14 protein-coding genes and 3 tRNA genes are annotated in these 13,210 nt (G+C 26.3%); 10 read left to right on the forward strand and 7 right to left on the reverse strand.

Translation table 11 applies throughout. The annotated features are described in order from the left end of the window. Positions 1-25: 25 nt before the first annotated feature. Positions 26-202 carry a hypothetical protein gene (locus ALANTH_RS10195; RefSeq protein ID WP_155522213.1) on the reverse strand — a complete coding sequence of 59 codons (177 nt, stop codon included), beginning with the start codon at positions 200-202 and terminating at the stop codon, positions 26-28. A 136-nt stretch (positions 203-338) separates the two neighbouring features. Between ALANTH_RS10195 and ALANTH_RS10200 the strand changes: the two genes are divergently transcribed. Then, the gene (locus ALANTH_RS10200) at positions 339-1,391 is read left to right on the forward strand and encodes a GIY-YIG nuclease family protein (protein ID WP_172658515.1); all 1,053 of its coding nucleotides are present in this window, start codon (positions 339-341) and stop codon (positions 1,389-1,391) included. Here the strand turns inward: ALANTH_RS10200 and ALANTH_RS10205 are convergent. The 4 genes from ALANTH_RS10205 to ilvD all read right to left on the reverse strand — a co-directional run bounded on the left by ALANTH_RS10205 (position 1,386) and on the right by ilvD (position 6,539). After that, positions 1,386-2,603 carry an ArsS family sensor histidine kinase gene (locus ALANTH_RS10205; RefSeq protein WP_026804090.1) on the reverse strand — a complete coding sequence of 406 codons (1,218 nt, stop codon included), beginning with the start codon at positions 2,601-2,603 and terminating at the stop codon, positions 1,386-1,388. The two genes, ALANTH_RS10200 and ALANTH_RS10205, sit on opposite strands and share 6 nt — an antisense overlap. Next, positions 2,600-3,277, reverse strand: a complete 678-nt coding sequence (locus ALANTH_RS10210) for a response regulator transcription factor (RefSeq protein WP_228131125.1) — start codon at positions 3,275-3,277, stop codon at positions 2,600-2,602. Before ALANTH_RS10210 ends, ALANTH_RS10205 begins: the two co-directional genes overlap by 4 nt. 12 nt (positions 3,278-3,289) lie before the next feature. After that, positions 3,290-4,711 (reverse strand): Do family serine endopeptidase, encoded by a 1,422-nt coding sequence (locus ALANTH_RS10215; RefSeq protein ID WP_026808401.1) that lies wholly within the window; start codon positions 4,709-4,711, stop codon positions 3,290-3,292. 136 nt (positions 4,712-4,847) lie between these two features. Continuing rightward, on the reverse strand, positions 4,848-6,539 hold the full coding sequence (ilvD, locus tag ALANTH_RS10220) for a dihydroxy-acid dehydratase (RefSeq protein WP_026808400.1): 1,692 nt from the start codon (positions 6,537-6,539) through the stop codon (positions 4,848-4,850). Positions 6,540-6,729: 190 nt separating this feature from the next. Here ilvD and ALANTH_RS10225 point away from each other — a divergent pair. The 6 genes from ALANTH_RS10225 to ALANTH_RS10250 all read left to right on the forward strand — a co-directional run bounded on the left by ALANTH_RS10225 (position 6,730) and on the right by ALANTH_RS10250 (position 8,945). After that, positions 6,730-6,816: transfer RNA gene (locus tag ALANTH_RS10225), tRNA-Leu, on the forward strand. A gap of 11 nt (positions 6,817-6,827) precedes the next feature. Next, positions 6,828-6,913 (forward strand) — tRNA-Ser (locus tag ALANTH_RS10230). 48 nt (positions 6,914-6,961) lie between these two features. Then, positions 6,962-7,037: transfer RNA gene (locus ALANTH_RS10235), tRNA-Cys, on the forward strand. Between the two features lie 100 nt (positions 7,038-7,137). Beyond that, positions 7,138-7,458: a YtxH domain-containing protein gene (locus ALANTH_RS10240; protein ID WP_051488721.1), complete on the forward strand. Its 321-nt coding sequence runs from the start codon at positions 7,138-7,140 to the stop codon at positions 7,456-7,458. 120 nt (positions 7,459-7,578) lie between these two features. Then, positions 7,579-7,950 carry an RNA polymerase-binding protein DksA gene (gene dksA / locus ALANTH_RS10245; protein WP_026804113.1) on the forward strand — a complete coding sequence of 124 codons (372 nt, stop codon included), beginning with the start codon at positions 7,579-7,581 and terminating at the stop codon, positions 7,948-7,950. Continuing rightward, complete coding sequence (locus ALANTH_RS10250) at positions 7,947-8,945, forward strand: tRNA pseudouridine(13) synthase TruD (protein ID WP_026808399.1); 999 nt, start codon at positions 7,947-7,949, stop codon at positions 8,943-8,945. The genes dksA and ALANTH_RS10250 overlap by 4 nt, the downstream gene beginning before the upstream one ends. A gap of 23 nt (positions 8,946-8,968) precedes the next feature. Here ALANTH_RS10250 and ALANTH_RS10255 read toward each other — a convergent pair whose 3' ends face one another. Next, entirely contained in the window at positions 8,969-9,952 is a 984-nt protein-coding gene (locus ALANTH_RS10255) for a hypothetical protein (protein WP_026804115.1), read from the reverse strand. Positions 9,953-9,961: 9 nt separating this feature from the next. Continuing rightward, a complete protein-coding gene (locus tag ALANTH_RS10260) occupies positions 9,962-10,540 on the reverse strand; it encodes a hypothetical protein (RefSeq protein ID WP_026808398.1) in 579 nt (192 codons plus the stop codon). A 113-nt stretch (positions 10,541-10,653) separates the two neighbouring features. Here ALANTH_RS10260 and ALANTH_RS10265 point away from each other — a divergent pair, with 113 nt between their 5' ends. From ALANTH_RS10265 to purS, 3 genes are read left to right on the forward strand one after another with little or no spacing between them, the layout of a single operon-like run. Next, entirely contained in the window at positions 10,654-11,955 is a 1,302-nt protein-coding gene (locus tag ALANTH_RS10265; RefSeq protein WP_026804117.1) for a S41 family peptidase, read from the forward strand. A gap of 8 nt (positions 11,956-11,963) precedes the next feature. Then, the gene (locus ALANTH_RS10270) at positions 11,964-12,917 is read left to right on the forward strand and encodes a phosphoribosylaminoimidazolesuccinocarboxamide synthase (protein WP_026808397.1); all 954 of its coding nucleotides are present in this window, start codon (positions 11,964-11,966) and stop codon (positions 12,915-12,917) included. 46 nt (positions 12,918-12,963) lie between these two features. After that, positions 12,964-13,209 (forward strand): phosphoribosylformylglycinamidine synthase subunit PurS, encoded by a 246-nt coding sequence (gene purS / locus ALANTH_RS10275; RefSeq protein WP_026804119.1) that lies wholly within the window; start codon positions 12,964-12,966, stop codon positions 13,207-13,209. The last annotated feature ends 1 nt before the right edge of the window (position 13,210 follow it).

Genomic DNA, 13,210 nt, shown 5'->3' on the forward strand with positions numbered 1-13,210 from the left:
CTGCCCCTTTTTTTATGTTAGATTTTCACTTTAGTTGTTCTACAACTCTTCTCATTTCATGAAGCTGTGCTATGACATCTTTTAAGAAAAACTTTTTTGATATATCATCAAAATCGTAGTTATATTTACTATTTTCATTTTCAACATACTCTAACAACTTCAAAATCATATTGTAAAGCTCTAAATTTTTTTTGTTCGTCATTCTGCTAATCCTTATTAAGAAAGATAAAAATCTTATCTTATCTTATCTTTCAATTATAAGACCAAATTAATTTATAAGTAAATCTTAATATTTTGCTACAATTCGATTTATGAAGAATATCTCATTTTATTTAATTATGAATAAGCTATATGTTATGACACTCGATAAATACATACAATACATAAAAGAGCAAATTTTAAATACACAATGGTTTAAAAAAGCTTGTAAAGAAAGAAAAATAGTCATTAAGTATTTATCAAAAGATTATTTTAAAAGTATATCTTATAATATTTACTTTAAATACGAGAATACAAAATATTATTTTTATAAATTACTTTTATTAAGATTTGAATATATAGAAGAATTAGAAAATAGTAATCACTTAAAACTTTTAAATATAAATATTATCAACGAAACAAGATTTAATGTAGTAAAACTTTTATTGTCTTTACAAAAAAACTTTTTAAATACAAACCATTTTTTAAATATGTCAATTATTAAAAGAGCTGATTTTATAAATAAGTATATAAAGATTTATGATAAGTACTTAGATACTTCACTATTATCAAAAATACTAAATAATACTTATTTTTTATTTAATACATATATACATAAATTAGATTATTTGGTACCTAAAGAAAGGTTTATATACTCAATATATATAAAAGATATTATAAATACTCATATAAATATTTTAAAAAGTGATGAACAAATCTCAAAATTAATATACAAAAAATACAATATTAAATTGTCAAGAAGAGTTATATGTGATATCAGAAATAAATATTTGATAGCAAGAGTTAGGAAAATAGATAAATGTGATTCAGTTTTACCTGATACAAATTTTTTTTCAAATAAAAAACTATTAAATAAAAAAAATATATCCTTACTTCCAGATAATATAAAAGGAGTTTATGAACTGTCTTCTAATAAAATTGAATTTTATCCATTTTTAAAAAATAAAGTTTTATATATAGGATCTTCGAAAAATATAAAAAAACGCCTTAGAGCATATACTACACAATATGCTCATACAAAAGAGATACAAGATTTTATTAGAAATGGAAATGACTTATATTTTAGATTTATTAGAATTTTAGAATATAGAGAATTTGAAAGGAAGTTTATTAACAATTTTATATATACTCATGGAAAATTACCAAGATTAAATACTCAAAGAGTTTTATAGATTAATTATAAAATAGTTTTTACCATCTTTATGTTCATAAGATAAAGTAAATTTATGTAAATTTGCAATAGTTTTTACTATATAAAGACCTAAACCAAAACCATTACTTCTTTTTTCTTCTTGATAAAAAGCATCTGTATAAAAAGATAACTTATTCTTAAGAGGTTCTCCTATAGAACCTATTTTTATAAAATCTTTATTTGCTTCTACACTTGCTTTTTTGTCTTCACCAAATTTTATAGCATTATCTATTAAATTTTTTAATGCTATTGACATCATATAAATATCTACTTCAAAATTAAAATCTTCAATTTGAGTTTCTATACTTTGTGGAGATATAAGCATCAAATCAATAGTTTTATCAAAAATAGTTAAAAAATTTACTCCTTCTCTATAAATCATAGTATTTTTTGAAGTTAATTTTTCAACAGTAGCTAACTCTTTAATAATATCATCCATTCTTTTAAAAGCTCTTTGTAAATTGTTTCTTGCTTTTTCATCTTCTAAAGTTTCAGCAATAAACATAGCTTTTGTAATAGGTGTTTTTAACTCATGCATCATATTTCTCATAAATAAATCTTTTGATTTAGATTGATTATTTATAATATTTATAGCTTCATTAAAATTTTTCGCAATAGTTCCTACCTCATCACGACTCTTATAGTTTAATTTTACATCTTTATTTCCATTTGAAAACTCTATAATTTGTCTGTTTAAAGTTTTTAAAGGTCTCAATTTACGATTTAAAATTTCATATAGAAGTAAGAAAGTTGTTAACGCAATCACAAATCCAGCTACAATAAATGCAACATTATAATTGTGTGATTTTATATCTCTTAGCATAATATTATAACCATATTGTTGTACATAGATATAATATGCTTCATTATATTTATAAACCCTATAAGTTCCTAAATAATTTTGATTTATTGTAAGTTCTTGAGCATATTTTATAATTTCAAGTTTTCTATTTCTATCTTCAATAGGTTTTACACTAAATTTTTTATAAAGTTCAGTTAATCTTGTAGAAGTGGGATGATCTTGAAAAAGTATTAAAAAATTTTCTGCTATGAGCTCATATCTATTTTGTATATTAAGTTCATGTCTTTGCTTATCATAACTAATAAAAGTTGCAAATGTTAGGAAAATCCCCATAAAAGCAAAGAAGAAAATAATATTTACAAAAGTAGATATAGAGATATTTTTTATCATATTAGTTGATAACCAATACCTCTAACTGATTTTATATATTGTCTGCTATTATCAATTTTTGATAGTTTTGTTCTAATTCTTGAAATAATAACATCAATATTTTTTAAAGATGAATCATCTTCAATATTGTCACTTGTATAAATAAAGTCTTCTCTTGATACAACACCATGATTTCTTTGAATCAGTAGTTTTAAAATGTCATACTCAGCTAAAGTCAATACTAAAGAAACACCTTTAAAAATTATTTGTAAATCACTTTCTCTAATTTCAAAAATTGTATCTTCTTGATCTTTTTTAGAGTCATATTGATTATCTACTCTTTTTAGTATAGTTTTAATTCTTGCTTGAAGTTCTCTTGGGTTATATGGTTTTGGTAAATAATCATCAGCCCCACGTTCTAACCCCATAACTTTATCTAAAATATCATCTCTTGCTGAACTAATAATAATTGGTATTTGAGATTTTTCTCTAATTTTTGGAATTAGTTCTAAACCATCAATTTCAGGTAAAGTTAAATCTAGAATAATTAATTGATAATCTTTACTTAGGTTCAACATTGATAGTCCATTATAAGGACTATCTGTTGTAGTAACTTCTATATCAAATGACTTTAAATAATCCGCGATGATTTGTGCTAATTCTAAATCATCTTCAATCATAAGTATCTTAATAATGGTATATCCTTTTTATTGAATTACAAACATTATAGTTTGTCCATATCTATTGACATATACTCTTTTATGTTCATTATTATATCTTTTTAAAGCTGTTTCTATATCTGTAAAGTTTTTAACTTCAATATCTTCTATTTGAATAATAACATCTCCTGCTTGGAAACCAGATTTTTCAGCTTTTGATTTTGGGTCAACAGAAGTTATCAAAATACCAGCAACATCTAAAGGCAATCTATATTGATTTATAACCTCATTAGTTATAATACTTACTTTTAATCCACCTAAAATAGTTTTATTATCAGCTTCAGCTCCTAAAATAGAAGATCTATCTCCTAAAACTATATCTAAAGTCATATCTTTTTTATCTCTTTCTAACTCTACTTTTATTTTATCATTTGGTTTAAAAGAGGCAATTGCATTTTGTAATGATGTTCTATCTTTTACATCTTTACCATTTATTTTATATACTAAGTCTCCTCTTTTTAAACCATATTTAAATGCTGGTGTATCATTTGAAATATCTAAAATTATAGCACCGTCTTTTCTTTTATAAACTTGTTTTGAGTCTTTACCTAAATCAGCTATTACAACACCTAAATAACCTCTTACAACTTTACCATCACTTACAAGTTTACTTACTACATCTTTTACCATTTCAACTGGAATGGCAAATCCAATTCCATCATTACCTCCACTTTTAGACAAAATTGCAGTATTTATTCCTATCAATGCTCCTCGGCTATCTACTAATGCACCACCACTATTTCCAGGATTTATAGAAGCATCAGTTTGTATATAGTTTTCATATTTATTTATACCAACTTTATTTTTATTAAGAGCAGAAATTATACCCATAGTTACAGTATTTCCAACTCCAAATGGATTTCCTATTGCAAAAGTTAAGTCTCCAATTAAAAGAGAATTTGAATCTCCTAATTTTATAGGATTTAAAGTTTTATCTGATTCTATTTTTATAACAGCAATATCACTATCACCATCTTTTCCAATAAGTTTTGCACTATATTCTGTTGGATCCTCTCCTATAGTTACCGTTATCTCTTCAGCATTTTCAACAACATGGTTATTAGTAACTATATAACCATCTTTTGTTACAATAACACCTGAGCCTAAAGATCTTTGAACTCTACTTTGTTTAAATTGATTTGAAAAATCTTCTCCAAAAAACCTTTTGAAAAATGGATCATCGAACATTTGTAATGGAAGATTATTCATATTTGTATTGACATTTCGTTTTGCAGAAATATTTACAATAGAGTTAATTGAGGATTTAAGACTATTGTTAAAAGATAAAACTTGATGCATAGAGTTTGGAGTTATCCTATCTGGGTTTTTATCCATTTCCTCAAAATCAATACTTTTAGCAACCATAGTTGTTACAGTTAAAGTAAAAATCAATAAAATTTTTTTATACACTTTTTATCCTTATTTATGAGTTTATATTATTTTAAAACAATATCTATTTTATGTAAACTATTTTCCAATATAAGGTTAATACAAAGTTAATATTTGCTTAAATTTAGAAATCCCTTAAATTAAAGGGAATTCTATTTTAATATAAATCTGTTTTTAAAACAGCTCCACTACTTGCATTTGTTACCAAACTTCTATATTGTCCAAGCCAAGAAGATGTAATAGGTTTTTTTATAGGTTTAAAATCTGCTTTTCTTTTTGCAATTTCTTCATCAGTTAAATTTACAGACAAAATATATTGGTCAACATCTATATGTATTTCATCTCCATCTTTAAGTAAACCTATCATCCCACCTTCAGCAGCTTCAGGACTAACATGTCCAATACTTGCTCCTCTTGTTGCTCCACTAAATCTTCCATCAGTAATTAAGGCAACTTTATCTCCTAATCCCATACCCATAATTAGTGACGTTGGTGCTAACATCTCTTGCATTCCAGGACCTCCTTTTGGTCCTTCGTATCTTATTACTACAACATCACCAGCTTTTACTTTTCCTCCAACTATACCTTTTATAGCTTCTGCTTGTCCATCAAAACAAACAGCTTTTCCTGTTAATGCTCTAGCACCAGTAATACCAGCAGTTTTTATAACTGCTCCTTGCTGTGCTAAATTTCCATATAAAATAGCTAAACCACCAACTTCAGAATAAGGATTATCAATAGTATGAATAATATTTGTATCTTTTATATAAGCATCTTTTATTCTTTCTAATAATGTTTCACCTGTAACTGTAAGATTATCTAAAAGGATATCATCTCCTCTTTTTGTCATCTCTTTCATAACAGCACTTACACCACCAGCTTTATTTATATCTTCCATATGAACTGTTGTTAGAGATGGAGATATTTTTGCAATATGTGAAACTCTTTTTGAAATAGCATTTATATCTTTTAATTCAAAATTAACTCCAGCTTCTTTTGCAATAGCAAGCATATGTAAAACAGTATTTGAACTTCCTCCCATTGCCATATCAACTGCAAAAGCATTTCTAACAGCTTTTTCATTTAAAATATTTCTAACTTTGAATTTTTCAAGAGAAGCTTTGTCAAGTGCAATTTCACAAATTCTTTTTGCTGCTTTTCTATATAGTTCTTCTCTTTCTTTTGTTAAAGCTAATATTGTTCCATTTCCAGGTAAAGCAATTCCCATTGCTTCCATAAGAGTATTCATAGAGTTTGCAGTAAACATTCCAGAACATGAACCACCACTAGGACAGGCATTACACTCGATATCCTTTAACTCTTCTTCACTAATATCTCCAGCTTCAAACTTTCCAACAGCTTCAAACGCAGTTGCTAAATCAATAGGAGTTCCTTCTTTTGTATAACCTTTTTGCATTGCTCCACCACTTACAAAAACAGTTGGTACATTTACTCTTAATGCACCCATTATCATACCTGGAACTATTTTATCACAGTTTGGAATAGCAATCATAGCATCTAGTTTATGTGCATTCATAACTGTTTCAATAGAGTTTGCTATTAGTTCTCTACTTGGAAGAGAAAAAAGCATCCCATCATGTCCCATAGCAATACCATCATCAACACCAATAGTATTAAACTCAAAAGGAACACAACCATTTTTTCTAATTTCATCTTTTATAATTGCTGAAACTTCATCTAAAAAAAAGTGTCCTGGTATCAACTCAATAAATGAGTTTGCTACTCCAATGAATGGTTTATTAAAATCTTCATCTTTTAATCCAGTTGCTCTTAATAGAGACCTATGTGGTGTTCTATCAAAGCCTTTCTTTATCTCATCACTTCTCATATTTATCCTTATAAAAATCTAAAAAAATATACTTTGATTATACAAATATTACTTTTCAAATTTCATTAAATATTATATTTTTTTACAAATTATAAAAATTTTTCAAAAACCTCTTGACAAATAAAAAAAAACCTATTATAATTCCAGTCCATTTTAAGTAGAAGCTTAAAATTGAGTTCTAAAATTTTGTGCGAGTGTGGCGGAATAGGTAGACGCGCGGGACTTAAAATCCCGTTCCGGTTTCGGAGTGTGAGTTCGATTCTCACCATTCGCACCATTTTTATTTATAGAGAGTTGACAGAGTTGGTCGAATGTACCGGTTTTGAAAACCGGCGAGGTGCAAGCCTCCGAGGGTTCGAATCCCTCACTCTCTGTTGTTTTCAAAATCTATCACAAAAATCATGATATATTTATTCTTAAATGGAGCTATAGCAAAGCTGGTAATGCCTCGGATTGCAAATCCGACATGCGTTGGTTCGAGTCCGACTAGCTCCTCCAAATCTATATAATTCTTTTTTTATTAAAAATAAATTTTATACACAATTATTCCACAGTTAATTTGATAATATTCCGAAATTTATTTAACAAAAGGATTAAAATGAAAAAAGTATTATTAGCAACAACAGTAGCATTAGCATTATTTACAGGTTGTAACGAAGATAAAAAACCTGAGGCTCAAGCTGAAGCTCCTAAATCAGAAGTAACAAAAACAGTAGAAGATGTAAAAGCAACTACTGAAGAAGTAAAAAACAATACAAATGAAGCAGTTGAAGCTACAAAAGAAGTAGTAGATGAATCAGCAAAAAATGTAGAAGAAAAAACTGAAGAATTAAAAGATGCAGCTTCTGAAAAAATTGAAGATACAAAAGAAGCAATTGAAGATGCTAAAGAAGAAGTACATAACCACGAAAAAAATTAACTTTTTATATGTAAATCCGTTATATACGGGTTTACATAAAATATTTCCTACCAAAATAAAACTTTAAGTTAACTAACTAATAAAAATAGATATAATCTCGATTTTACATAAGGAGAGATTATGGCCAATAAGACTCAAATAGATGAATTAAAATCAACTTTATTAACTAGAAAAGAGACTATTCTAAACAATGTTAGAAATAGTAGAGAAAATATTGATCAATTAAAAGATCAAGATATAAGTGATGAACTTGATTATGCAGATTTTGTAAGTGACTCATTTACAGAAGGGATGATTGCTAATCATCAATTAGATGAATTAAATCAAATAGAGACAGCTTTAAAGAAAATAAATGCTGGAACATATGGAATCTGTGATATGTGTGGAATCAATATACCTATTGGAAGATTAAAAGCGAAACCTTTTGCAAGATATTGTACTGAATGTAGAACAGTTTATGAGCAAGAGCAATTAAAAAGAGCTTCTCATTGATAAGAAGATTTTATCCACTAAATGATAAAACTCTAAATTTTAAATTTTTACAAAATGAAGAGGATTTTATAGTTGAGGAAGATCCTATAAAATTCTCTAATAATGGTAATTTTTTAGTTTTAAAAGTAAAAAAAAGAAATTGTGATACTTGGGAATTAATAGATAGATTCTCAAAATTCTTAGGTATATATTCTAACGAAATAGGTTATGCTGGACTAAAAGATAAAAGAGCTACAACAACTCAATATATAACTATTCCTAAAAAATACTCAAAAGATATAAATAACTTCAAATCAAAAAAAATAGAAATTTTAGATAGTTGCTTACATAATAAAAAACTAAATATTGGTGATTTAAAAGCAAATCGGTTTAAGATAAATTTACATGAAGTTGAAATACAAGAACTTTTCCATATAGAAAAAATTTTAAAAATTATATCAAAAGATGGAATGCCTAATTATTTTGGTTATCAAAGATTTGGAAAAGAGATAAAAGAAAACCTTTCAAAAGCTAAAGAATTGTTATTTGGAGAATCTAAGATAAAAGATAAGAAACTAGCAAAAATGTTAATTCTTGCATATCAAAGTTCATTTTTTAATGCTTGGCTTGTAGAAAGACTAAAATTAGATAAAAATACTTTTAAGCTTTTAGATGGAGATATTTTCTTCACTATTGAAGATCAAAAATATTTCACTTCAAAAATAATAAATGAAAAGATATTAAATGATTTTAAATCACAAATAATAACTCCAACAGGTCTTTTACCTGGTCGTGATGTTTTTAGATCAAGAGATAAATCATTAAAAATTGAACAAAAATATGATGATAGTGAAATATATGAAAAAGGCTATAGAAGAGAAGCTATAGTATTTCCAAAAAACATTACTTGTAAATATAATAAAGAAACAAAAGTTTGTAGTTTAGATTTCGTTTTACCTAAAGGATCTTATGCTACAGTTTTAATAGAGTTTTTAGCAAATAGAAATTTATCTTAATAGAGGAATTCCCTCTATTAAAATTAAGGAAGAGTTATATAATCTGAGTTAAAATATATTTTATTATCTATTGCAATAAGTCTTTTCTCATTATCAAAGCTAAACTCATAAACTGTATCACTTGTAAAATCATCATTAATATTTATTAAAAAGCCTTGAGATTCAACTGCATATAATGAATCACTATATGCTAAAGCATGAAATTTTGCATATTTGTATTTTCTTTTTTCAAGTTCTTCTAGTCTAGTATTAAGTTTAATAATATGTCCATCAACAGTTGCAATGTACACATATCCATTTTTTACAATAACATCTCTTAATTCATAATCTTTACTTGAAACTTCTCTTGCTGAAACAGATACTAGTTTATTTGGACTTGCAATAATTAATGTTTCACTATCTCTTTCTACTTCTAAATTTATAATATTATTAAATTCACCATCTGGATCAACAGCTATATTTCTAACAGCTTCATTTGTAACCAAAGATACAATAATAACTTTACCATTCAAAGTTGGAAAAAGAACCAAACTTCCCATAAAAACTGGATTAGCAATTCTTGTATCATTTGCTAAAGAAAGTGTTGAATACTCTTTAAATAATGTTTTCGATGAATTATCATCTATAAGTTCAACTGTATTATTTGAGTATAATAATGCTAATCTATCACCTCTTTTAGAAGCTCCAACAACTACATCACTCACACTTCTTTCTTGATCACCAATTAAGATTTTATCAATATAGTTTGTAGCAATTATTTCACCTTCTTCACTAAAATTTATAAATTCAAATCCTTCTGGAAGTTTGTTTTGAGATACACCTTGTTTTGTTACAACTTGATTATCGTTAAGTGTAGCACCAACTCTATTCATAGATTTGATAGAAGAAGACATAGATTTTTTATTTAACTCTATATTATCACTTGTATTTTCTGGTTCATAATATTTTTTACCAGAACAAGCTGTAAAAAGAGCAACTGCAAGAATTGAAAATATAATAGATTTCATTTTTATTCCTTATTTTGTAACTAGATAATGTTTTAAAAGATTAGATAATTCAGCTGCTCTTGATTCTGGTGATATTTGATTTAATAATTCTTTTGCTTCTGAATATTTTTCATTATTTACTAAAATAAGTGCTCTATTAAAAATAGCATAGTCTTTTAATAAAAAATCACCTTTTTTTGATAATAAATTTAAATCAGTTTCACTCGAATTTAAAACTGCAACTTGATAATCAAGTATATCTTTTAAATATTTTAAAGATATATCAGCACTTTTTAGCTCTTTTTTAGCTTCTAAATATAAAGCAACTTCATAAAGATTCTTATTTTTTTCTTTTAAAATATCTAAAGCTTCTTTATCACCACTTTCTAAATAACTATTTAAAGCAACATTTGCATCATACAAGTTTGCCTTATCAATACTATTTTTTACAAAATATCCAATAGTTCCAACTACAAGAATTATAACTAAAGCCAAAATAACAATCTTGTATTTTTTTAAAAATCTTTCAGTTTTTACAAAACTCTCTAAAAATTTCTCTTCATTACTCAGTTCATTTTTGATGTAATTTACATCATCTTTTATACTCATTTGTCTAACCTTTTTTAAAAGTAGTTGATATATTACAAAATTTTTAATAAAATATTACTTTTATAATCTTTTTTGTATAATTGTCACCTATAAATTTTAAGGATTATTGTACAATGAATAAACTATTAATAGCTTCTACTATTGCACTTGTGCTATCACAAAATATATTTGCAAAAGATACTCAAAAGAAGGAAACTGAACAAACAAGATTTGAATCTTTATCAAAATTAACAAAGGTTATTGGTACTGTTGAGAAATATTATGTTGATGACATCAAATTACAAGAGATCATTGACAAAGCATTAAAAGGGTTAATGCAAGAACTAGATGCCCACTCAAGCTATTTAGATAAAAAAGCATCAAAAGAGATGAGTATTGCTACTTCTGGAGAATTTGGAGGTTTAGGAATAACTGTTGGAATGAGAGATGGGGCATTAACTGTTATATCTCCAATAGATGATACACCAGCATTTAAAGCAGGAATTAAATCACTTGATATCATTTTAAAAATAAATGATACTTCAACTATTGGGATGACTTTAGATGAAGCAGTAAATATGATGAGAGGTGAACCAAAAACTGATATCACTATAACTGTTGTAAGAAAAGGTGAATTAAAACCACTTGAATTTAAACTTCAAAGAGATATTATAAAAGTTCAATCAGTTTTTGCTAAAAAAATAGAAAGTGAAGATATCTTATATCTTAGAATTTCTAGCTTTGATACAAAAGTTTCAACAGAATTAGAAAAAGCAATAAAAGAAAATAAAAATGCAAAAGGAATTATTTTAGATTTAAGAAATAATCCTGGTGGTTTATTAAATCAAGCTATTGGTGTTGTTGATATGTTTGTAAAAAGTGGAGTAATTGTTTCTCAAAAAGGAAGAGATGCCTCTGATGAAGAAAAATTTGAAGCTTCAAAATTTGGAACAAAAACAGATTTACCTTTAGTTGTTTTAGTAAATGAAGGTTCTGCTTCTGCTTCAGAAATTGTAAGTGGTTCTCTACAAGATCACAAAAGAGCAGTTGTAGTTGGAGAAAAAACTTTTGGAAAAGGTTCAGTTCAAGCAGTATTACCAATAGACAATGATAAAACAGAAAATATAAAATTAACTATTGCAAAATACTACTTACCAAGTGGAAGAACTATTCAAGCACTAGGAGTAACTCCTGATATTATAGTAAGTTCTGGAAAAGTAGTACAAAATGATGATAACTCTTTAAGAATTAAAGAAGCAGATTTGAAAAAACATCTTGAAGGTGAACTTGAAAAAGTTGATGAAGATATCAAAAAAGAAGAAAAATCTATAAAAGATGAAAGTAAAACGACTATTTCAAAAGAAGATTTACTTGAAGACAATCAATTAAATACATCTTTAGCAATTTTAAAAAGTTTAATTATAATGAATAAATAGGAAGTTTAATGGAAATTGAAATTATTAAAAAACTTGGTCTTTGGCCAGAATCAAAAAAAACAACAACTAAAAAAGGGATAGATGAACTAGAAAATATTGGTTATAATCTATTTTATATAGGTAAAAACGCAGATTTATACACTTGCCCTACTAATGAAGCAAAAGTTTTACTTGTAAGAAGTGATAGAACTTCTGTTTTTGATATACCTTTAAATTTAGAAATTGAAGGAAAAGGTATAATTCAAACTTCAATTTCAAATTTTGGAGCAGAATTTGCAAAAAAATCTGGTATAAAAACTGCAATTTTATCTCAAAACGTTGATAAAACTCTACAAATTTACCCAAGATGTCAGATGATGGAACTTTGTAAACCTTTAGAAGCAAATATTGATGGAGAAGTTGTACAATTTGAATTAATATTTAGAAATTACCTAACTGGTTCTTTATATGATGCTTGTCAAAATGGAATAGACCCTTATGGATTAAATTTACCATCAAATTTAAAACAATGGCATAAATTTGAAACTCCATTATTTACTCCAACTACAAAGGGATTAAAAGATATTCCATTAAATTCACAAAAAGTAAAAGATACTTTCCCTGAAATAATCTCAAGTTTAGAAAAACTATTCCAAAATTTTACTAAATTTGCTTATGAACGTGGAATAGTTGTAGTTGATACAAAATTTGAAATCTTTGTAAATGATAAAGGAGAATGGGTTTTAGGAGATGAAGTCCTAACTCCTGAAAGTTCAAGATTTATTGCTAGAGAAGATTTTGAAGAAAATAACTTTACTTCTATGGATAAACAAATTTTAAGAGATTTTGGAAAAGCAAGTAATTGGAAAGAGCAATCAAAATCTTTAAAAATTGGAGAGAAACTTCAAGTTAATGTACCAAAAGAGATAAAAGATAAAATCTTAAATGGTTATAACACTATTTTAGAAAGATTAAGCAAATAAAAAATTAGATATAATCCAAAAAAACAAGACAAAAGGTAATAAAAGAATGAAAGCAATAGTAAATGTAGGTTTAAAAAAAGGTGTTTTAGACGATCAAGGAAAAGCTATTAATCACGCTTTAGGAACATTAGGTTTTAAAGAATTAATAAATGATGTTAGAGTAGGAAAACAAATTATTATTGAATTAAATTCAACAGATAAAGAAAAAGCTAAAGAGGAAGTTACACAAATGTGTGAAAAACTTTTAGCAAATACTGTAATTGAAGATTACACAATCGAAATAGTAGGTTAAT

The sequence above is a fragment of the Aliarcobacter lanthieri genome (assembly GCF_013201625.1).
Lineage (GTDB): Bacteria > Campylobacterota > Campylobacteria > Campylobacterales > Arcobacteraceae > Aliarcobacter > Aliarcobacter lanthieri.